General features: G+C 67.0%; 20 protein-coding genes. 6 read left to right on the top strand and 14 right to left on the bottom strand.

Annotation, left to right across the window (positions count from 1 at the left end):
* Positions 1-2: 2 nt before the first annotated feature.
* From ACU0AG_RS12610 to ACU0AG_RS12600, 3 genes are read right to left on the bottom strand one after another with little or no spacing between them, the layout of a single operon-like run.
* Complete coding sequence (locus tag ACU0AG_RS12610; RefSeq protein WP_482782635.1) at positions 3-620, bottom strand: SOS response-associated peptidase; 618 nt, start codon at positions 618-620, stop codon at positions 3-5.
* 4 nt (positions 621-624) lie between these two features.
* Positions 625-1,545 (bottom strand): 4-hydroxybenzoate octaprenyltransferase, encoded by a 921-nt coding sequence (ubiA, locus tag ACU0AG_RS12605; RefSeq protein ID WP_482782634.1) that lies wholly within the window; start codon positions 1,543-1,545, stop codon positions 625-627.
* A complete protein-coding gene (locus tag ACU0AG_RS12600; protein WP_482782633.1) occupies positions 1,542-1,925 on the bottom strand; it encodes a hypothetical protein in 384 nt (127 codons plus the stop codon). Before ACU0AG_RS12600 ends, ubiA begins: the two co-directional genes overlap by 4 nt.
* 39 nt (positions 1,926-1,964) lie before the next feature.
* Between ACU0AG_RS12600 and ACU0AG_RS12595 the strand changes: the two genes are divergently transcribed.
* Together ACU0AG_RS12595 and ACU0AG_RS12590 are read left to right on the top strand one after the other, a co-directional pair.
* Positions 1,965-2,711, top strand: coding sequence for a 16S rRNA (uracil(1498)-N(3))-methyltransferase (locus ACU0AG_RS12595; RefSeq protein WP_482782632.1), 747 nt, complete (start codon positions 1,965-1,967; stop codon positions 2,709-2,711).
* A 121-nt stretch (positions 2,712-2,832) separates the two neighbouring features.
* Entirely contained in the window at positions 2,833-4,203 is a 1,371-nt protein-coding gene (locus tag ACU0AG_RS12590) for a glutamate--cysteine ligase (RefSeq protein ID WP_482782631.1), read from the top strand.
* A gap of 9 nt (positions 4,204-4,212) precedes the next feature.
* On the opposite strand, the gene ACU0AG_RS12585 is transcribed toward ACU0AG_RS12590, so the two are convergent.
* The 5 genes from ACU0AG_RS12585 to ACU0AG_RS12565 all read right to left on the bottom strand — a co-directional run bounded on the left by ACU0AG_RS12585 (position 4,213) and on the right by ACU0AG_RS12565 (position 10,100).
* The gene (locus tag ACU0AG_RS12585) at positions 4,213-5,616 is read right to left on the bottom strand and encodes a methyltransferase family protein (RefSeq protein ID WP_482782630.1); all 1,404 of its coding nucleotides are present in this window, start codon (positions 5,614-5,616) and stop codon (positions 4,213-4,215) included.
* 149 nt (positions 5,617-5,765) lie between these two features.
* Positions 5,766-7,112: a PQQ-binding-like beta-propeller repeat protein gene (locus ACU0AG_RS12580; RefSeq protein ID WP_482782629.1), complete on the bottom strand. Its 1,347-nt coding sequence runs from the start codon at positions 7,110-7,112 to the stop codon at positions 5,766-5,768.
* 47 nt (positions 7,113-7,159) lie between these two features.
* A complete protein-coding gene (locus tag ACU0AG_RS12575) occupies positions 7,160-7,915 on the bottom strand; it encodes a tetratricopeptide repeat protein (RefSeq protein WP_482782628.1) in 756 nt (251 codons plus the stop codon).
* 167 nt (positions 7,916-8,082) lie between these two features.
* Complete coding sequence (locus ACU0AG_RS12570) at positions 8,083-9,237, bottom strand: glycosyltransferase (RefSeq protein ID WP_482782627.1); 1,155 nt, start codon at positions 9,235-9,237, stop codon at positions 8,083-8,085.
* Positions 9,234-10,100 (bottom strand): alpha/beta fold hydrolase, encoded by an 867-nt coding sequence (locus ACU0AG_RS12565; protein WP_482782626.1) that lies wholly within the window; start codon positions 10,098-10,100, stop codon positions 9,234-9,236. Before ACU0AG_RS12565 ends, ACU0AG_RS12570 begins: the two co-directional genes overlap by 4 nt.
* Positions 10,101-10,173: 73 nt before the next feature.
* Between ACU0AG_RS12565 and ACU0AG_RS12560 the strand changes: the two genes are divergently transcribed.
* Entirely contained in the window at positions 10,174-11,601 is a 1,428-nt protein-coding gene (locus tag ACU0AG_RS12560; protein ID WP_482782625.1) for a protein adenylyltransferase SelO family protein, read from the top strand.
* A 101-nt stretch (positions 11,602-11,702) separates the two neighbouring features.
* Complete coding sequence (gene astD / locus ACU0AG_RS12555; RefSeq protein WP_482782624.1) at positions 11,703-13,115, top strand: succinylglutamate-semialdehyde dehydrogenase; 1,413 nt, start codon at positions 11,703-11,705, stop codon at positions 13,113-13,115.
* Here the strand turns inward: astD and ACU0AG_RS12550 are convergent.
* The gene (locus ACU0AG_RS12550) at positions 13,112-13,834 is read right to left on the bottom strand and encodes a hypothetical protein (protein WP_482782623.1); all 723 of its coding nucleotides are present in this window, start codon (positions 13,832-13,834) and stop codon (positions 13,112-13,114) included. The genes astD and ACU0AG_RS12550 overlap by 4 nt on opposite strands.
* Before the next feature lie 264 nt (positions 13,835-14,098).
* Here ACU0AG_RS12550 and rarD point away from each other — a divergent pair, with 264 nt between their 5' ends.
* Positions 14,099-15,001 carry an EamA family transporter RarD gene (rarD, locus tag ACU0AG_RS12545; protein ID WP_482782622.1) on the top strand — a complete coding sequence of 301 codons (903 nt, stop codon included), beginning with the start codon at positions 14,099-14,101 and terminating at the stop codon, positions 14,999-15,001.
* Here rarD and pyrC read toward each other — a convergent pair whose 3' ends face one another.
* Positions 15,002-16,039 carry a dihydroorotase gene (gene pyrC / locus ACU0AG_RS12540; protein ID WP_482782621.1) on the bottom strand — a complete coding sequence of 346 codons (1,038 nt, stop codon included), beginning with the start codon at positions 16,037-16,039 and terminating at the stop codon, positions 15,002-15,004.
* A 38-nt stretch (positions 16,040-16,077) separates the two neighbouring features.
* Here pyrC and ygfZ point away from each other — a divergent pair, with 38 nt between their 5' ends.
* Positions 16,078-16,815, top strand: a complete 738-nt coding sequence (gene ygfZ / locus ACU0AG_RS12535) for a CAF17-like 4Fe-4S cluster assembly/insertion protein YgfZ (RefSeq protein ID WP_482782620.1) — start codon at positions 16,078-16,080, stop codon at positions 16,813-16,815.
* On the opposite strand, the gene ACU0AG_RS12530 is transcribed toward ygfZ, so the two are convergent.
* The 4 genes from ACU0AG_RS12530 to rplU all read right to left on the bottom strand — a co-directional run bounded on the left by ACU0AG_RS12530 (position 16,812) and on the right by rplU (position 18,889).
* Positions 16,812-17,408: a TetR/AcrR family transcriptional regulator gene (locus tag ACU0AG_RS12530; protein ID WP_482782619.1), complete on the bottom strand. Its 597-nt coding sequence runs from the start codon at positions 17,406-17,408 to the stop codon at positions 16,812-16,814. The genes ygfZ and ACU0AG_RS12530 overlap by 4 nt on opposite strands.
* Positions 17,409-17,470: 62 nt before the next feature.
* Entirely contained in the window at positions 17,471-18,028 is a 558-nt protein-coding gene (locus ACU0AG_RS12525) for a GNAT family N-acetyltransferase (protein ID WP_482782618.1), read from the bottom strand.
* A 196-nt stretch (positions 18,029-18,224) separates the two neighbouring features.
* Positions 18,225-18,494, bottom strand: coding sequence for a 50S ribosomal protein L27 (gene rpmA / locus ACU0AG_RS12520; RefSeq protein WP_482782617.1), 270 nt, complete (start codon positions 18,492-18,494; stop codon positions 18,225-18,227).
* A 14-nt stretch (positions 18,495-18,508) separates the two neighbouring features.
* A complete protein-coding gene (gene rplU, locus ACU0AG_RS12515) occupies positions 18,509-18,889 on the bottom strand; it encodes a 50S ribosomal protein L21 (protein WP_482782616.1) in 381 nt (126 codons plus the stop codon).
* Between the last annotated feature and the right edge of the window lie 89 nt (positions 18,890-18,978).

The following is an 18,978-nucleotide window of genomic DNA, read 5'->3' as shown; positions in this document are numbered from 1 at the left end:
CGCTAGCGCCCCGCCGCGCCGCTGGCCCAGCTTTCGGCGGTGTGATCGATCACCAGCGGCCCCTGCCAGCCCCGGCACAGCGCCAGCGCCTCTTCCGGCGTGCCTTCCAGCCAGCCGTTGTAATCATCGGGCGACAACAGCACCGGCATGCGTTCGTGCACCGCTTGTGCATCGGTGCCTGCGCTTTCGGTCATCACCATCGAAAAGCACGCCCCCCATTCCTCGCTGCGCCGCCACAGGCCTGCTGCGGCGAACAGCGGGGCATCGGGCAGGGACAGCCACGTGCGCGTCATCCGGCCTTTTTCCCCCTGCGCCTCGGCCCATGCGGTCAGGGGGATCAGGCAGCGGCGGCGCTCGAAGGATTGCTGCCAGAAGAATGTCGCCAGCTTGTCGGTGCGCGCGTTGTTGACCGGTTTGGGCTTGAGCGGCTGGCCCTGTTTGCCCTTCAGCACCAGCGGAAAGCCCCACACCATCGCGCCGACCTGCCCCCTCGCCACCACCAGACCGGGGTATCCGGGATAGACCTCGCCCGCGAAATTTGCCGCCTCGCCCGCCTCTGCCGCATCGAACCACGCGGCGACTTCGCTGCGGGTCTTCGTCATGCGGTAGAGGTTGCACATCGCCTCAGGCGCCCGCGTTCCCGACGACAAAGCACGCCGCCGCCATCAGCGCCCCGGCCCAGCGGTTGGCGCGGAAGCGGGCGAGCGGGTTGTCGGGATCGTCCGCGTCGAGCGTCGCCACCTGCCACAGCAGATGCCCCGCCACCGGCAGCAGCGCGGCCAGCGCCAGCGGATCGGGGCGATAGAGCCAGAACCCCAGCCCCCACAGGCCAATCGCGGCGGCATAGAACCCGGCGATCCCCCCCTGCACCCGCGCCCCCATCGCCAGCGCGGACGAACGGATGCCGACCATCGCATCATCCTCGCGGTCCTGCAGGGCATAGATCGTGTCGTAACCGATCACCCAGCAGATGCACCCGGCATAGAGCGCGGCGAGCGCATCCCAGTTGTCCCAGCGCAATTGCGTCCAGCCGACCAGCAGGCCCCAGTTGAACACCATCCCCAGCCACGCCTGCGGCCACCAGGTGATCCGCTTCATGAAAGGATAGGCGGCCACCAGCGCGAGGCTGCCGAGCGCGACCAGCTGCGCTTCAAGCCGCAGTTGCAGCAGCACGACGAGGCCGACGAGGCACAGCGCAATCAGCCAGCCCCACGCGAGCCGCTTCGACACCCGCCCGCTCGCCACCGGACGCAGCGCGGTGCGCGCAACCTGCCGGTCGAGATCGGCATCGACAATGTCGTTATAGACGCACCCCGCTCCGCGCATCGCGATGGCGCCCAGCAGCAACCAACCGAGCAGCGGGAGCTGCCATCCCGCCCCCGCCAGCCACACCGCGAACACGCAGGGCCACAGCAGCAGCCACCAGCCGATCGGCCGGTCAAACCGCGCCAGCATGGCGAGATCGCGGGGACGCTGCGGCAGGCGGGCAACGATGCCGCCCGAAAGACTCTTGCGCTCGCTATCGGGGACGATGGTTTCGGTCATGCGCCTTCCTCTGCCCGTGCCGCCCGCCAGCCGATCACCGCCAGCACCAGCATGGTCAGGTTGCCCGCAAAATCGAGCATCCCGATGCTGGTCAGCACCGGCACTTCGTAATGGAACCAGTAATTGAAGCCGAAAAAGGGCAGCAGCAGCACCGCAAAGACGGCAAAGCTGCGCGCTCTCCACTCGGTAGCCAGCGCCATGATCCCGAACAGCACCGCCTGCGCGCCGAAGCAGGCGATGGTAAAGCGGTTGATGAAGCCGGTGTCGCGGAACGCCTCGGTAAAGGCCAGTTCGATCACGCTCGCCGGCGCGAACAGACACCAGCCGCCCAGCAGCAGAAACACGGCGGCGATCAGGAATTGTGCGGTGCGTGCGGACATGACTTGCTCCCTAGCGCCCCGTGCGCCTAGTGCAAAGCCATGCCCGCAACCCCCGCATGGCCTCCGAAAAGCGCCCCGCGCCTGTTCCTCTCCGACGAGTTGGGAGAGGGGCGGACATTCGCGCTCGATGGTCCGCAGGCGCATTACCTCGGCAAGGTGATGCGGATGCGGGAAGGCGATATCGTGATCCTGTGTGACGACATGACCGGCGAATGGGCCGCGCGGATCGGGCAGGTGGGCAAGCACCGGATCGATGTGACCGTCACCGAGCGTCTGCGCCCGCGCGAGGCCGTGCCCGATCTGTGGCTGTGCGCAGCCCTGCTCAAGAAAGACCGCTTCGATCTGGTGCTTGAGAAGGCAACCGAGCTGGGTGTGGGCCGCATAGCGCCCGTGATCACGCGGCGCTGTGTGGCGGACAAATTGAACCTCGAGCGCGCCCGCGCCATCACCACCGAGGCCGCCGAACAATGCGCCCGCACCGCGCTGCCGCAGCTGGCCGATCCGGTGAAGCTCGAAGCGCTGCTCGCCGCATGGCCCGAAGACCGCACCCTGTTCTTCGCCGATGAGAATGGCGGCGAACCGGCCGCCGCCGCCTTCGCCGCCCGCAGAGGCTCGCCTGCCGCGATCCTCACCGGCCCCGAAGGCGGCTTCGACGATGCCGAGCGCGGTGCGATCCGCGCCCATCCCGCCGCCCGCCCGATCAGCCTCGGCCCGCGGATCCTGCGCGGCGAAACCGCCGCCATCGCCGCCCTGTCGGTGTGGATGGCGACCGCAGGCGACTGGTAACCCGCAGCCGCCGCGACGCGAACCTGCAACAGATTGCAGTTTACGCGGGGGCCATGCGAATTTGCCTTCCCACGTCCAGACCAGTTTTCTAAGGCAACCGGCCAGAGAGGGCCTCCTTGCGATGAGCACACGCGAAGCATCCACTGCCGACGATCCGGTGATCGAAGGCTTCGAACAACTTGTCGCTCCGATGATCGGCGGGGAAAAACCGCCCGAACGCTGGCGCATCGGCACCGAGCACGAAAAGCTGGTCTACAAGCGCGCCGATCACCGCGCCCCTTCCTATGACGAGCCTTGCGGCATCCGCGATCTGCTCAAAGCGCTGGAGACCTTCGGCTGGAGCCCGGTGGAAGAAGGCGGCAATGTCATCGCGTTGAAGGGTGCGGATGGCGCGGTCAGCCTCGAACCGGCGGGCCAGCTGGAGCTATCGGGCGCGCCGCTCGAAAACCTGCACCAGACCTGCGCGGAGACCGGGCGGCATCTGGCACAGGTGAAAGAGATCGGCGAGAAATGCGGCGTCGGCTACCTCGGCCTCGGCATGTGGCCCGACAAGACCCGCGCCGAACTGCCGATCATGCCCAAGGGCCGCTACGACATCATGCTGCGCCACATGCCGCGCGTGGGCACGATGGGCCTCGACATGATGCTGCGCACCTGCACCATCCAGGTGAACCTCGATTACCAGTCGGAAGCCGACATGGTGAAGAAGTTCCGGGTCGGCCTTGCGCTGCAACCGCTGGCGACCGCACTGTTCGCCAATTCGCCTTTCACCGAAGGCAAGCCCAACGGGTTCCTCAGCTACCGTTCGCACATCTGGTCGGATACCGATCCGGCGCGCACAGGGATGCTGCCCTTCGTGTTCGAAGACGGCTTCGGCTATGAACGCTGGGCCGAATACATGCTGGATGTGCCGATGTATTTCGTCTTCCGCGACGGAAAATATATCGACGCGGCGGGGCTATCGTTCCGCGATTTCCTCGACGGCAAGCTCAGCGTGCTGCCCGGCGAGCGCCCGCGCCAAAGCGACTGGTGGGACCACCTTTCCACCGCCTTCCCCGAGGTGCGCCTCAAGAGCTTCCTTGAAATGCGCGGTGCCGACGGCGGCCCGTGGAGCCGGATCTGCGCCCTGCCCGCCTTCTGGGTCGGGCTGCTGTATGACCAGTCGGCGCTCGATGCGGCGTGGGATCTGGTCAAGGGCTGGACCATGGAAGAACGCGAGGCGCTCCGCAACGCCGCCCCCCGGCTGGCGCTCGACGCGCCTGTCCCCGGCGGCGGCACCCTGCGCGATATCGGGCGCGAGGCGCTGGCCATCGCGCACAGGGGTCTGGCAGCGCGGGCGCGGCTCAATTCCAGCGGCGACAACGAAACCGGCTTCCTCGACACGCTCGATGAAATCGTGGCGAGCGGCAAGGTGCCCGCCCAGCGCCTGCTCGACGCCTATCATGGCGAATGGAACGGCGATATTACAAGGGTTTACGAACAGTCGTTCTGAACCGGCGCGCTATTCCGCCGGGAAGGGGTGATGCGCTGGACCGCCCGCTGACCCTGATCCGGTCAGCATCCGCTTCAGCTTCGCGAGCGGCGCGGTGATCAGCCCGTGCTGTTCCATCCATGCGTGATATTCGCGGTATTTCGGGTCTTCGGCGAGCAGGTGCGCCTCTTCCGTGCGCGCCCGCCAGTAGTATATCGCATTGACCAGCAACAGGAAAAAGCTGTTGCGGATGGCGTCTGCCAGCGATCCGTTGTCGACCATGAAGGGCAGCACGCTTGCCCACCAGAACAGGTTTTTCGACAGATAGGCCGGGTGGCGGGTGAAGCGGTATGGCCCGTGGGTCAGCACGCCGCGATAGGTGAGGTTCGAAAAGCGGATGCCGAACACCACCGTCGCCCAGGCGTAAATGCCTGTCAGAACAACCAGAACGCCGCCCCAGGTCCACAGCAGCGCGTCGCTTCCCGCCAGCCAGTGCGCCCAGCCCGGCGTTGCGCGCTCGTAACTGAGCACCTGATTGTCCGGCCCGATGATCCCCCACACAAACGGCGGGTAGCACAGCAGCGCGGCGAGCCAGCCGGCCAGCAGGGGGTTGCCCGAACGGATGTGGGCATCCAGCGGGCGCAGGGTCAGGAGGTATCCGACCGTGCCGATCTGCACGTCGATCACGAACAGCAAGGTCACCAGCAGCATCGCAAAATCGACCGGATGGGCGGTCACCATCGCCAGATCCGCCTCGACCACCTGTGCGAAGCCGCCGGGCAGGATCGAGATCATGAAGGCCCCGAAGAAGCCCTTGATAATCCACGCTCTCCAGTGTTTCGCAATCGCACCGCGATCCAACCCGTCAAGCCCGATCACCGCGCCGCCGAGCAGGAAGGCGCCGAAGTGCCAGGTGCCGTCGCGCGGCTCCACCAGCACCCGGTCGAGCCAGATCACATAGGGCACCGAAAGCGCCACCAGCGGCACGATGGCGAAGGTCAGCACCTCCATCGCGAAGAGATAGTTTCCATCCCAATACCAGCGCGCAAGCCCATAGAAACAGGCGAGAATCGCCCATGTCGCCCACAGGCCGACCAGCTTCACCACCGATACCGGCATCACCTCGGCCACGGGGCGCTTGCGGCTCCAGTCGATACCCGTGGAGGGGCGCAGGTGCACCTTGTCGACAAACACCGACCACAGCACCATCGGCAGTGCCGTCGCCAGCATGGCGACAAGCGCCGCTGTAGGCCCGGACAGCACGCCGCGCGCGCCGGACAGGCTGCCTTCCAACCCCAACAGACCGGCAATCGCCGGGTAGGAGCGGCAGAACAGGATCCACGCGGCAAGGCCCGCCAGCCCGACCAGCCCGACACCGGTCGAAACATCGCTTTGGGGCAAGGCGGTTGGAACAGGCGAAGCGGGCGCAGACATGATGCCCGCGTCCTACCGCATAAGGGTTAACAGCTTGGTTATGCCCGCCCGAAGTGCCCCTGAACGGGGTCTAAAAGGGGTCAAGACCGGTCTGGAGGGGGTCTAAACGGGGTCTGGCGACAATCGGCGCCAAAACCCCGTTTGGATCGTCACTTCCAGGCGTGGATCGTGCCGCTGTCGTCCAACAGGTAGAGGAAGCCGTCCGCCACCACCGGCGGCAGGCTGACCGGCTGGCCGATATCGGCGAACAGCTGCGCCGAACCTTCGCCCGCGCTCACCTTCCACAATTCGCCGCGCGAACTGGCGACCCACAGGTGGCCGCCCGCCAGCACCGGACCGGTCCAGAAGATCGGGCCCTTCTTGTCCTTTTCGTCCTTGTAGGCCTGAAGCTGGGTGATCCAGCGCACCCGCCCGCTCGACCGGGCGATCGCCAGCAGGCGGGCATCGTCGGTGAGGGTGAAGATCCACTCGCCCGCAATAGCAGGGGTGGAAATGCCCGCGAGGTTCAATTCCCAGATGCGCTGGCCGGTGACCAGTTCATAGGCGGCCATGCGCCCGCCCTGCCCCAGTGCATAGACGCGGCCCGAATCGATGATCGGATCGGCGTCGATGTCGGTGATGGTGCCCACCGTGGTCGAGATATTGGTACGCGCCAGCGCATCGGACCACAGCGTGCGCCCGTTTTCATAACGGTAGGCGGTCAGCTCGCCGCTGGAATAGCCCGCAACGATGGTGCCCTGCCCCGCCGCCGGAGCCGCAACACCGAACACGCCCGACTGGGTGTTGGAGCCGCTTTCGTCCCATACCAGCGCGCCATCATTGATGCCGAGCGAGATCAGCTGGTTATCCTGCGTCATCACGAACAGCTGGCCGAAGGCGATGGTCGGCGCGCCGCGCAGCGGGCCTGCGGGCTTGACCTTCCACAGCACTTCGCCGGTGCCGGCATTCAGCGCCTTCACATCGCCCACGCCGTTGGTGGCATAGAGCCGCCCGGCCTCGTAACTCACGCCGCCGCCGAAGGCCGAGGGGGTCTGGTCCTTGGTCAGATCATCATCGCCGCGGCTCCACAGGCGCGCGCCGGTCTGCTTGTCGAAGGCGACAATCGTGCCATCGGTGCCCTCGGCAAACAGCTTGCCCTCGCCGATCACCGGCGGCGATGCCAGCCGCATGCGGTTGCTCGATCCGGCGATCCTGGCGGTCCACGCCTTGGCAGGGTTTTCGGCCAGCGCGAGGTGGCCGTAGCTCTTGCTCGCCGCGCCGCCGACCTGCGCCCATTCGGGGTTGGAGCGCGCCGGCGGCAGCACCACCGAGATCGAGGCGAGCGCGGGATCGACTTCCGCCCCGCTTTCGATGCGCGAAAGAATCGGGATACGGTTGCCCACGGTCGGCGTGGTCTTTTCATCCCCGCCGCCAAACAGCCCGCCTTTGCAGCCTGTCAGGCCCATCGCCATCATGCCGGCCAGCAAGGCGGCGCGTGCAATTCTCGTCTGTGTCATACCCGTCCGTTTCAAACCCGTATCCCTTGTGCCAGCCCAGCCCGCGCTCAGGGCGCGGCGGTGGCCACGCCTTCGTTCTTCAGCAGCTTTTCGACATCGACAATCGCATCGACCCCCAGCAGCCCGGCCATCTGGCGCGCGCGCGAACGGAGGGTTTCGGGCTGGTCTTCATCCTTGGCGATGTCGGCGAACAGCTTGCCCGCAGCGGCGCGGTTGCCGCTTTCCAGATGGGCCATCGCCACCAGCTCGCCCGCGCTGCCGAAGAAGGCATTGTCGGGCTTGGCGAGCGGGCCGAGCTTCGCGATCACATCGGCGGGCTTCATGCTGTCATAGCCGGTCGCCACTTCGCGCACGCGCGCCAGATCGCGCAGCGCGGGCGGGGTGTCCTCGTTATCGGCAATCGCCTTGTAGAGACCGATCGCCTTGGCGGTTTCGCCCTGTTCGAGCGCGGCGGCCGCCTGCAGGAACCGCGCCGCAGCCTGCGCACCGGCCGACTTGCCGTCCGCCAGCAGCGGCTCGACCTTTTCGCTCGCGGTCTTGAAATCGCGCTGGTCGGCGTAATCGAGCGCGGAAATCAGGGTTTCCGACTGCGCTTCAAGCTGGCTTTCGCGGTGATTGTCCCACAGCATCCACGCGCCCAGCATCGCGATCAGGGCGATGATCCCGCCCAACAGCTTGACCCCGTGGTTGCGCAGAAATTCGAGCAGCGCGTCTTCGCGCACGGCCTCGTCGATCTCGCGGATCAGCACTTCGTCCTCGGACGGAATGGCGGGGGCGGAAGGATTGGTGGGAAGGCGCGCCATGCTGGCTGGTAATCCTCGTTGACTGATGCGGTGCGCCCGCAGGCGCGGGGCAATGCGGCTCTTTAGGCAGGTGGAGCGGCTCGCGCAATGGCGGGCGCTTTGCTCTGCCGGGGGCAAGCGGGGGTGTGCCGACCGGCGATTGAACGGGGGATGAAGCGCGCCACGGCCTAGAACCCGCGCCCCATGGCGGCGCTGTAGGCCGCTTCGTAGCGCCGGAGCATCGCGGCGATGTCATACTCGGCCCGCGCCCGCGCCCGGTTGGCTGCGCCCAGCCGCGAGCGCAGGGCAGGATCGGCGGCGAGGCTGGCGAGCGCCCGTGCCAGCGCCTCGGGGTCGGCAGGATCGGTGATGTGGGCGCGGTTTTCCCCCGCCACCATCGCCGCGATATCGCCCACCGCAGGCGCGGCGACGGGCAGGCCGGCGGCCATCGCCTCCACCACCGACAGCGGGAACTGTTCGGAACGCGATGACAACGCGAAGATATCGAACAGGCCCACAACACGCGCCGGATCGGCAACCGCGCCGGGCAGGTGGACGCGGGCTGCCATGCCGTGCGCGGCGGCCGCGGCGAGGATCTCAGGCCGCTCCGGCCCCTCGCCCACGATCACCAGCTGCCATTCGGGCGGCAGCGCGGCGCAGGCGGCGACCAGCGCGGGGAGGTTCTTCACCGCTCTGAGACCCGCAAGCGTGCCGACCCAGCGCTGGCCTGCCGGTTTGGTGATGGGCAGCGCCGCAGGATCGGGCTTGCGGGCGAAGGCGGCGGTGTCGATCCCGTTGACGATCCGCTCCACCCGCGCGCGCGGCTGGCGCCAGACATCGCGCGCGATGGCTTCGAGGATGGTGGAGGGCACGATCACCCGCGCCGCCCGTTGCAGCGCGGCGCGGCGGAAGAGGTTGCGGGCAGGCTTCAGCCCTGCCGCCTCGTCCTCGTTGAAGCCGTCTTCGTGATGCACCAGCGGCGGCAGGCGGAAGTGCTGCGCGAACAGCCGGTGCGCCATCACCGCATCCATCGCGCCCCAGTTGTAGGTGCATACGAGGTCATAGCCCGCCATCGCCTGCGCCAGCGCGGCGAGCCTGCCGGGGGTGGGCCTGCCGGTCAGCGGGGGGAAATCCTGCGGGTAATGCACCGGCACAGCCGCATCCACCAGCGCGGCGGCGCCCATTGCTTCGGGCTGGCCGGAGATAATCGTGTGATCGAGCCGCGCCCCCCAGCCATTCATCAAGCGGGCGCAGCGCACCTCCTTGCCGCCCGCCGAGAAGGTCGAATGCAGGTGCAGGATGCGCGGCGGGTTCGGGGAGGCTGGCCCCGAAGGCCTGGTCACTCGACCCCGCCAAGCAGCGCGTGAATCGCGGCGCGCACTTCGGGCTCGTCCAGCGTCGGCGCGTGGCCGACATCGGGCACCGTCACCACTGTCATCGCCGGATTGCGCACACCCATCTGCCTCACCGTCTCGGCGCTGAGGAGATCGGACAGCCCCCCGCGCACCAGCAGCATCGGCACCCCCGCCAGCGCCTCGAAGGCCAGCCACAGGTTGGGCGGCGCGGCGTTGCCGGGTTTGGCGAAGGGTTCCGCGATGGCCATGTCGTAATCGAACACGATCCGCCCGTTCTGGCTCACCACCATGGTGCGCTTGGCCATTTCGAGCCACTGGTCGAGATTGTAACCGGGAAAGGCGCTGCCATGGGCCTCGGCCAACCCGCGCGCGGCATGGACCCAGGTGGGATAGGAGCGGCCCTGCCCGACATAGCCCGAAATGCGCGCCAGCCCTGCGGCATCGACCTCCGGCCCGATATCGTTCATCACCACCGCCGCCATCCGCCCGGGCCTGGCTGCGGCCATCAGCATCGTCATCAGCCCGCCCATCGAGGTGCCGATCACCACGAAGCGGGCGATGCCCTGTTCTTCAAGCAGCTTTTCCACATCCTGCACATAGGTGACGGGGGAATAGGTATCGGAATCGGGCGCATAATCGCTCATCCCGCGCCCGCGCATCTCGGTCACGATCACGCGGCGGGTGGCGCTGAGTTCATCCGCCAGCGCGGCGAAATCGCGGGCGTTGCGGGTGAGGCCGTGCATGCACAGCACCGGCAGCTTGTCGCCCCCGTCGGGACCGGGATAATTGCGGTAATGCAGGGTCAGCCCGTCGCTGCTGGTCCAGTAGCGGTCTTCGTAATTGGCGGCCATCGGCGGCGATATTCCCTTTGATCATCGGCCCGCAGCGCTTGCGCACGCGGCCCCTTGCCCCCACTATCGCGGGATGAGCGATGCTGCGCAACTGCCCGATTTCGGCGAGGACTACCACCCCGACCCTGCAATCCTTGCACTGGCAGACTGGCTGGGCGATCCGGTGGCGGCGGCAGACTTCCCCGAAGTGCGCCTGCGCTGGCGCAACGACAGGGCGGCGCAGAGCGTGGGGCTGGCGAGCCTTTCGGACGACGCGTGGGTGCAGGCCTTCGGGCGCTTTGCGCCCTTGCCCGGCAATCTGCCCCAGCCTTTGGCGCTGCGCTATCACGGCCACCAGTTCCGCGTGTACAACCCCGAAATCGGCGACGGGCGGGGCTTCCTGTTCGCCCAGCTTCGCGGGGCCGACGGCCGGCTGATGGACCTCGGCACCAAGGGTTCGGGCACCACCCCGCACAGCCGCAGCGGCGACGGGCGGCTGACGCTGAAAGGCGCCGTGCGCGAGATCCTCGCCACCGAGATGCTGGAGGCGCTCGGCGTCAACACCTCGAAGACCTTCAGCGTGATCGAAACGGGCGAAAAGCTGTGGCGGGGTGACGAGCCAAGCCCCACGCGGTCAGCCGTGCTGGTGCGCCTGTCGCACGCGCACATCCGCATCGGCACCTTCCAGCGGTTGCTCGCCCACGAACAGGCGGACGAAATGGCCGCGCTGGTCGATTATTGCCTCGCCCGCTTCCCCGCCCCGCCCCCGCCCGAAGATGCTCCGGGCACGGACGAACCCGCGGTGCGGCTGATGCATGCCGTGGTCGAACGCATGGCCGATCTGGCCGCCAGCTACATGGTGGCGGGCTTCGTCCACGGGGTGCTCAACACCGACAACATGAACGTAACCGGCGAGAGCTTCGATTACGGCCCCTGGCGCTGGCTGCCCGCGTGGGAGCCGGGCTTTACCGCTGCCTATTTCGATCACGCCGGGCTTTACGCCTTTGGCCGCCAGCCCGAAGCGCTGCACTGGAACTGCGGGCAGTTTGCCGTGGCGCTGCGGCTGCTGGCGGATTCCGCGCCGCTGATCGCCGCGCTCGAACGCTTCGGGCCGCTCTACATGGAAAACGTCGCACGGCGCTGGTGCTGGCGGCTGGGGGTGGAGCCGCAGGGGATCGCAGCCGATACGCAGCTGGTCGCCGCCTGCGAACAGGCCATGCGCGAGGGCAAGGCGCAGCCCGATGCCTTTTTCTTCGCGCACAGGGGCGGACGCGGCGGGGCCGATGGCGCACTTGGCGAGGCGCTGGCGGGCTACCGACCGGTTGGCGACACCCACCCCTACTGGGCCGATCCCGCCCCGCAATCCATGCTGATCGACGAGGTCGAGGCGATCTGGGCCGCGATCGACGAGAGCGATGACTGGGGCCCGCTCCACGCCAAGGTTGCCGCGATCCGCCGCATGGGCGAGGCACATGGCCCGCCGCCTGTGCCTGCCGGTCATCCTGCCTGCCCAACTGCCTGATTGCAGGATTTTACAAGTCGCACCCCCTATCTTTTCGGGACCATCCGCGATACCCGCGTGGCATCTGTCCAGAGTGCGACAAGCAGACAGGAACCGGCGGTTTGAGCGACAACATCCTCATCTCCCATGAACCGGCCAGCGGCGAGGAATTGTGGCGCGGCACGATCAGCGATGTCGATGCCGCGGTCAGCACCGCCCGCCGCGCCTGGCCCGCCTGGGCTGCGCGCCCGCTGACCGAACGGATCGAGAAACTGCGTGCCTTCGCCAACGAAGTGCGCCGCCAGAGCGAAGCGCTCGCCGAAATGATCGCGCGCGAGGCGGGCAAGCCCTTGTGGGAAGCCCGCACCGAAGTCGATGCGGTGGTGAACAAGGTCGATATCTCGGTGCAGGCCTATGCCGAACGCACCGGCAAGAAGAAATTCGATGCCGGGATCGGGGCAAGCGCCGCGCTGCGCCACAAGCCGCACGGGGTGATGGCGGTGCTCGGCCCCTACAATTTCCCCGCGCACCTGCCCAATGGCCACATCGTGCCGGCGCTGATCGCGGGCAATGCGGTGCTGTTCAAGCCTTCGGAAAAGACCCCCGCCGTGGGCGAGGCGCTGGTCGCCTGCTTCCATGCGGCGGGCGTTCCCGAAGATGTGATCCAGCTGGTGATCGGCGGGCCGGACGAAGGCAAGGCGCTGGTCGCCCACCCCGGTGTGGACGGCGTGCTGTTCACCGGATCGGCACAGGCAGGCATCGCGATCAACCGCAAGCTGGCGGCCAATCCGGGCAAGATCGTGGCGCTGGAAATGGGCGGCAACAATCCCATCGTGGTGATCGACACGCCTTTGCTGGCCGATGCCGCCGCGTTGATCATCCAGAGCGCCTTTACCAGCGCCGGACAGCGCTGCACCGCGGCCCGCCGCCTGATCGTGAAGGACACGGTGTTTGACGACCTGATGGCCCAGTTGCTGCCGCTGACCCGCAAGCTGATGGTCGGCGATCCGCTGGGCGAACCGCAGCCCTTCATGGGGCCGGTGATCGACAATGAAACCGCCGATCTCTTGTCCGAAAGCTTTGTCGCGCTGATGACCGGCGGCGGGCGGGCGCTGCTGCACATGCGCCGCACCGTGCCCGATCTGCCGTTCCTGACCCCCGGCATCATCGATGTGACCGACATTCCCGAACGGCCCGACATCGAACTGTTCGGCCCGATCCTGCAAGTGATCCGCGTGCCCGATCTCGATTCCGCGATTGCCGAGGCGAACAACACCCGCTTCGGCCTCTCGGCCTCGCTGATCGGGGGCACGCCGGAAGATTACGGGCGGTTCTGGGCCAATATCCGCGCCGGGATCATCAACTGGAACGGGCCGACCAACGGCGCTTCGTCCAAGGCCCCGTTTGGCGGGATCGGGCTTTCGGGCAATCATCGCCCGGCTGCCTATTACGCCGCGGATTACTGCGCCTATCCCGTCGCCAGCACCGAAATGGATCAGCCGCGCGCCAATATCGGCGTGGGCCTTCGTCCTTAGGGGGCGCGGTAGAGCAGGGTTACGGCGCTGAGGCCACCGGCGCCCTTGCGCACGTGGACGACGAGGCTTTCCTCGCGCGCACCATCGGCGGCGATGATGTCTTCGGGCGCGGTGTAGCGCAGCGCCCTCAGCCCGGCGCGCACGGCGCGGGCGTGGTGGTATTCCAGCACATCGGCCGGAAGCGCGGCGGTCTGGTAACGGATGATCCGCAGCCCGCAGGTGGGGGTGTCGGCGCCGGCGGCCTGCACCACCATGCCATGCGGCATCACCGAGGCGACCGGCGGGAGACTGGCGGAGTAGCCGAAATCCTGCTGCAATTGCGCAGCGCAGCTGGCAGGCGCGCCGAGGGCGGCGACCAGTTCATCTGCCTTCGCCGCGGGCCCCAGCGGCTCGCCCCGCGGCGTGGTGCTCGGCAGCGGCAGATCCGGGATGCTGCCCTCGTCCAGCAGTTCGCGCCGCGCCGCATCGCGCGCCGCCTGCGCCGCCGCGCCCGAAGCGGGGAACGTCGGCAAGGCGCTGCTATCGGCAAAACCGACCGCAGCATTGGCTTCGTTGCGGGTGGCAAGATCGGGATCGCTCATCAGCGGATCGTTGAGGGCGCGGGCCATAACCGGGTCTTTCGCCAGCAGCGCGGCATCGGCGGCCGCCTGTTCGGCGGGATCACCGCAGGCGGCAAGCACGGGGAGCAGGCACAGGATCGGGGCAATGGCACAGCGCATGGGACTGCCCTGCCACAGGATGGTTAAAATTCCGCCTCTGGCTTCACATGAAAACGCCTCCGGATTCCGGCTGGAACCCGAAGGCGTTTCCCGCGAGGCGCTTCGCCCCGCGCCGGCGACCATTTGGTGGGAATGGCCGCAAGCTCGCTTTCGTTCATTTATACTGCGGCCTTCCTGAACGAATCGGCTTGATGACTGACAGCCTTCGTTCAGCCGCCCGCGATGCTTGCGCCTGTGCGCCGCCGCGCCTAACGGCGGGCCTCCATGACCGCCCCCTCACCCGCTTCCGCCGCGCCCGCATCGGGTCTGCCCCACGCCATCGGCGCCTATGTGATCTGGGGCTTCCTGCCGCTCTATCTCATGCTGGTGGAGAGCGTTCCGGCGTTCGAATTCGTCGGCTGGCGGATCATCTGGACGCTGCCGCTGTGCCTCGCCATCGTCGCCTTCCGCCGCCAGTTCGGCGAGTTGCTGGCCGCCTTGAAATCGCCGCGCGCGATGCTGGCTCTGGCCTTGAGCGCGGTGCTGATCGGGATCAACTGGTTCGTCTATATCTGGGCGATCATGGCGGGCGAGGTCTATGCCACCAGCATTGGTTACTATCTCAACCCGCTGATCAATGTCCTGCTGGGCACGCTGTTTCTGGGCGAGCGGCTGTCGAAGCGGCAGTGGCTGGCGGTGGCCATCGCGCTGTCGGCGGTGGTGCTGCTGGCGGCGGGTGCGCTCACCAGCCTGTGGATCAGCCTGACGCTGGGCTTGAGCTTCGGGCTTTACGGGCTTGTCCGCAAACAGGTTTCGGTCGGATCGCTGCCCGGCCTCACGATCGAAAGCGCCATCCTGCTGCTGCCGGCCATCGGCATTGCCGCATGGTATGGCGCGAGCCCTGCCGGATCATCCTTTGGCCATGATGCGTGGCTGAGCCTGCTGATCGTGTTTTCCGGCGTGGTCACCGCCGTGCCGCTGCTGATGTTCGCGATTGCGGCGCGGCGGATGGATTATTCGACGCTGGGCTTCATCCAGTATCTCGCCCCCACCATCGTGTTCTTCCTCGGCCTGTTCGTGTTCGAACAGCCGCTGTCGCCGGTGAAACTGTTCAGCTTCGTGCTGATCTGGGTGGCGGTGGCGATCTTCGTGGCGGATTTGTGGGCGAGGAAACGCGCGGCGCGCTAATCAACCAACAAACCGCCATCCCAACACTTGCCCGCCGTGCCAGGGCACAATTTCCTCGCCCGTCACGTGCAGGCAGGGCGGCACCGGCACTTCGGCCCGCTCCAGCGTTACGGTGTCCGTGTTCACGGGCAGCTTGTAGAAGGCCGGGCCGTGGAGCGAGGCAAAGCCTTCGAAGTGCTCCAGCGCGCCTTCCTCGTCGAACACGGTGAGATAGGATTCGAGCGCAAAGGGCGCGCCGAAAATCCCCGCGCAGCCGCAGGCGCTTTCCTTGGCGCTGCGCAGGTGCGGGGCGGAATCGGTGCCGAGGAAGAACTTGGGGCTGCCTGATGTCGCCGCCTTGCGCAGCGCCAGCCGGTGCTCCTCGCGCTTGGCGACAGGCAGGCAGTAATTGTGCGGCTGGATCCCGCCCACCAGCATCGCATTGCGGTTGATGTGCAGGTGCTGCGGCGTGATGGTCGCGGCAACCTGGGGCCCTGCGGCCATCACGAAATCGACCGCATCGGATGTGGTGATATGTTCGAACACCACGCGCAGTTTCGGGAAGGCAGCAACAATGCCGCGCAAGTGCCTCTCGATGAATTCCTTTTCGCGATCGAACACGTCGATGCTGTGATCGGTCACCTCGCCGTGGATGCACAACACGATGTCCTCGGCCTCCATCCGGGCAAGGACGGGATAGAGGTTTTCGACATTGGTGACGCCTGCCGCCGAATTGGTGGTGGCATTGGCCGGATACATCTTGGCCGCGGTGAACACGCCCTCGGCCGCGCCGCGTGCCAGATCATCGGCATCGGTGTGGTCGGTGAGATAGCAGGTCATCAGCGGCTCGAACGCCGCGCCTTCCGGCACTGCGGCAAGAATGCGGTCGCGATAGGCCGCGGCAAGCGCGGTGGTCGTCACCGGCGGGGTGAGGTTGGGCATGACGATCGCCCGCGCAAACTGCCGGGCCGTGTAAGGCACCACCTCGCGCATGATGTCGCCATCGCGGAAGTGCAGGTGCCAGTCATCGGGGCGGCGGATCGTGAGGCGGTCGGTCATGGCTTCCCCTTAGCCATGTGCGATCCTATCTGTCACGCATGACTGCAACCTGCCTCGTATCCCGCGCCATCATCCGCCTCACCCCGCTCGAACCGGGCGAGGATGTCGCCGCCTTCCTGCAAGGCCTCGTCACCAATGATGTGCAAGGCCCGCTGCCCTGCTATGCCGCGCTGCTTTCGGCGCAGGGCAAGCACCTGTTCGATTTTCTGGTGTGGGAGGGCGATGCTGCAGGGCTGCTGCTCGATTGCGAAGCCGCCCACGCCGACGAATTGGTCAAGCGCCTGTCGATGTATCGCCTGCGCCGCAGAATCGCGATTGCGCGGGACGACAGCCTCGCCGTGCACTGGAGCATCGAACCGCGCGGCGGTGCCGCCCCCGATCCGCGCCTGCCTGCGCTCGGTCACCGCTGGCTCGCCGCGCCCGATGGCGAGAGCGCGGATAGCATCTACCTCGCCCACCGCCTGTCGCTCGGCGTGCCCGAAGGCCGCGCCGAGCTGGGCGATATTCTGTGGCTGGAAACCAACGCCGTGGAACTGAACGGGGTCAGCTTCACCAAAGGCTGCTATGTCGGGCAGGAGAACACCGCGCGCATGAACTGGCGGCAGAAGGTCAATCGCCGGCTGGTGGTGGTGCCGCTGCCGCAGTCCGACGAAGCGCGGCGCGTGGCGGCCTATCCCGAACTGGGGTGGGCGGTGGATCACCTGCGGGTCGAAACCCTCGATCCTGCTGCCCTGCCCGATTGGCAGCGCGCCGGCGTGGCCGCGACCGACGCCTAGGCAGTCTGGTGCGCGGCGAGGCTCGCTTCGAGCATCGCCGTGGCGCGGGCGCGGGCCGAATCGCGCGGCAGGCCGAGCGATTTTGCCAGCGCGCCGCCGATCAGCGCATCGCCCAGCGCCATCAGCACCAGTGCCAGCGTGTCGTTGTGGATGCGCTGTTCGCCGCCCGCGTGATCCGCCTCGCCCGGCGCAAGTTCATCGACCAGATCGTGGATGGTCGAAATGATCGGATCGAGCGCATCTTCATTGCCGGTCAGCAGCATCCAGCTGGTCAGCGCGCCCGCGCCTTCGCGGTCGAAGGCATCGAAGGCCAGATCAACCACTTCGCGGGGGGAACCAAGCCCTGCGCGACTGGCGCGGACCGCATCGATGATCGTTTCGCACACGGTGCGCGCCAGATGTTCGGCCAGCGCCTTCTGCAACCCCGATGCCGAGCCGAAATGGTGCAGCAGGTTGGCATGGGTGCGGCCGATCCGGGCCGAGACCGCCTTCAGCGTCACCGATTGCGGCCCCGTCTCGATCAGCAGCGCACGCGCTGCCTCAAGCGCGGAACTGCGCGATTCCTCGGGCGAAAGACGTCTGCGTGGCTTCATGATTTGGCAGGCGTTAACCCTTTTCGCGGGGGCGAACAAGGCATGCGCCCTGCCCCTTTTTGTCAGGCAGCGCGCTTTACCGGCGGCATCGCGCCCTCTTCGCCAAGGTCGATCGCATATTCGACCGTCTCCACCGCTTCGCCGCGTGCCAGACTGTGCCGGGGGACAATCCTGCCTGTCGGCGCAAAGCCGAGCTTCCTCAACACCTTGCCCGAAGCCGGATTGTCGATGAAGTGTCCCGCGCTCAGCCGCCGGTGGCCGATGGTCTGCGCAATCCGCAGCACCGCCGCCGCCGCCTCGGTGGCATAGCCGCGCCCGCGATAGGGGCGCGCGATCCAGTAGCCCAGCTCTGCCACGCCGGTCAGATCGCCCAGCCCGGTGCTGCCGATCACCCCGGTGCCGGGCAGCGTGACGAGGAAATGCGGCAGGCGCCAGTCCTGCGACCGGGCGACGAAATCGCGGGCCGCCTGTTCGCCATAGGGCCACGGAGCGCGGGCGAGATTGCGCGCCAGTTCCGCATCATCGGTGATGGCGGCGTGCACGGCTTGCCAATCCTCGGGAAAAGCCGGTCTCAGGAACAGTCTCTCGGTGCGATGGAACACGCGATCACTCCCAACCATGCCCCGCGCCGCCTCTAAAGGTGACGCATGACAATTTTAAGGCCGCGAAACTTTATGATTCCGCAGATATGGCGAGGGAGAACGCGAAAAGGGAGACGGACCCCCTCTGGCGAGGATGGTCCTGTCTCCCTCAATGGGCGGGTCTTGCACCCGCCGGGACCATCCTTGCGGACGATCCCTTCAGCGAATCGTCCGCTTACTCGGCGGCTTCGGCCATCACGTCTACCGAGACGTATTTGCGGCCGAGCTTGCCTGCGTGGAAGCGCACCACACCGGCGTCGAGCGCGTAGAGGGTGTGGTCCTTGCCCATGCCCACGTTCACGCCCGGATACACGCGGGTGCCGCGCTGACGGATAATAATGTTGCCGCCGATCACTTCCTGACCGCCGAACTTCTTCACGCCAAGGCGACGACCGGCCGAATCACGACCGTTACGCGACGAACCGCCTGCTTTCTTGTGTGCCATGGTTCAGTCGCTCCTTATTCAGCCGAGGCAGCCGCTTCGGCGGCTTCGGTCTTGGTCTTCTTGGCAGCGGCCTTCTTGGCCGGCTTGGCGGCTTCGCCCGCGCCCACGGCGGTGATGCGCAGCAGGGTCATCTGCTGGCGATGGCCGTTCTTGCGGCGATAGTTGTGGCGGCGACGCTTCTTGAAAACGACCACCTTCTCGCTCTTGGCCTGGGCGATGATTTCGGCCGAGACGGTCACCGACTTGGCATCGGCAAGCGTTTCGCCTTCACCGGCCAGCAGGACATCGCCCAGCGTGATCGTGTCGCCGGCTTCGCCTGCGAGCTTTTCAACGGCAATCTTGTCTCCGGCGGCAACACGGTACTGCTTGCCGCCAGTGCGCACTACAGCGAACATGGCTTTATACTCTCAAAACTGTGCGGTGTCCGGATGGGCAGGAAACGCCCCGCCAGCCGGACGGCAATGCGAGGGGTGCAAGGGTGCAC

This window comes from Erythrobacter sp. RANMB8 (assembly GCF_056848235.1).
This window is presented reverse-complemented; position numbering and strand designations above follow the sequence as displayed.

Excerpts from the sequence above, each read along its gene's own strand:
- ACU0AG_RS12600 (WP_482782633.1), bottom strand. The coding sequence starts at position 1,925 with ATGTCCGCACGCACCGCACAATTCCTGATCGCCGCCGTGTTTCTGCTG.
- ygfZ (WP_482782620.1), top strand. The coding sequence starts at position 16,078 with ATGACTGCAACCTGCCTCGTATCCCGCGCCATCATCCGCCTCACCCCG.
- ACU0AG_RS12560 (WP_482782625.1), top strand. The coding sequence starts at position 10,174 with ATGAGCGATGCTGCGCAACTGCCCGATTTCGGCGAGGACTACCACCCC.
- ACU0AG_RS12610 (WP_482782635.1), bottom strand. The coding sequence starts at position 620 with ATGTGCAACCTCTACCGCATGACGAAGACCCGCAGCGAAGTCGCCGCG.
- ACU0AG_RS12585 (WP_482782630.1), bottom strand. The coding sequence starts at position 5,616 with ATGTCTGCGCCCGCTTCGCCTGTTCCAACCGCCTTGCCCCAAAGCGAT.
- ACU0AG_RS12595 (WP_482782632.1), top strand. The coding sequence starts at position 1,965 with ATGCCCGCAACCCCCGCATGGCCTCCGAAAAGCGCCCCGCGCCTGTTC.
- pyrC (WP_482782621.1), bottom strand. The coding sequence starts at position 16,039 with ATGACCGACCGCCTCACGATCCGCCGCCCCGATGACTGGCACCTGCAC.
- rplU (WP_482782616.1), bottom strand. The coding sequence starts at position 18,889 with ATGTTCGCTGTAGTGCGCACTGGCGGCAAGCAGTACCGTGTTGCCGCC.
- ACU0AG_RS12550 (WP_482782623.1), bottom strand. The coding sequence starts at position 13,834 with ATGCGCTGTGCCATTGCCCCGATCCTGTGCCTGCTCCCCGTGCTTGCC.
- ACU0AG_RS12565 (WP_482782626.1), bottom strand. The coding sequence starts at position 10,100 with ATGGCCGCCAATTACGAAGACCGCTACTGGACCAGCAGCGACGGGCTG.
- ACU0AG_RS12575 (WP_482782628.1), bottom strand. The coding sequence starts at position 7,915 with ATGGCGCGCCTTCCCACCAATCCTTCCGCCCCCGCCATTCCGTCCGAG.
- ACU0AG_RS12530 (WP_482782619.1), bottom strand. The coding sequence starts at position 17,408 with ATGAAGCCACGCAGACGTCTTTCGCCCGAGGAATCGCGCAGTTCCGCG.
- ACU0AG_RS12590 (WP_482782631.1), top strand. The coding sequence starts at position 2,833 with ATGAGCACACGCGAAGCATCCACTGCCGACGATCCGGTGATCGAAGGC.
- ubiA (WP_482782634.1), bottom strand. The coding sequence starts at position 1,545 with ATGACCGAAACCATCGTCCCCGATAGCGAGCGCAAGAGTCTTTCGGGC.
- rarD (WP_482782622.1), top strand. The coding sequence starts at position 14,099 with ATGACCGCCCCCTCACCCGCTTCCGCCGCGCCCGCATCGGGTCTGCCC.
- ACU0AG_RS12580 (WP_482782629.1), bottom strand. The coding sequence starts at position 7,112 with ATGACACAGACGAGAATTGCACGCGCCGCCTTGCTGGCCGGCATGATG.
- ACU0AG_RS12525 (WP_482782618.1), bottom strand. The coding sequence starts at position 18,028 with ATGGTTGGGAGTGATCGCGTGTTCCATCGCACCGAGAGACTGTTCCTG.
- rpmA (WP_482782617.1), bottom strand. The coding sequence starts at position 18,494 with ATGGCACACAAGAAAGCAGGCGGTTCGTCGCGTAACGGTCGTGATTCG.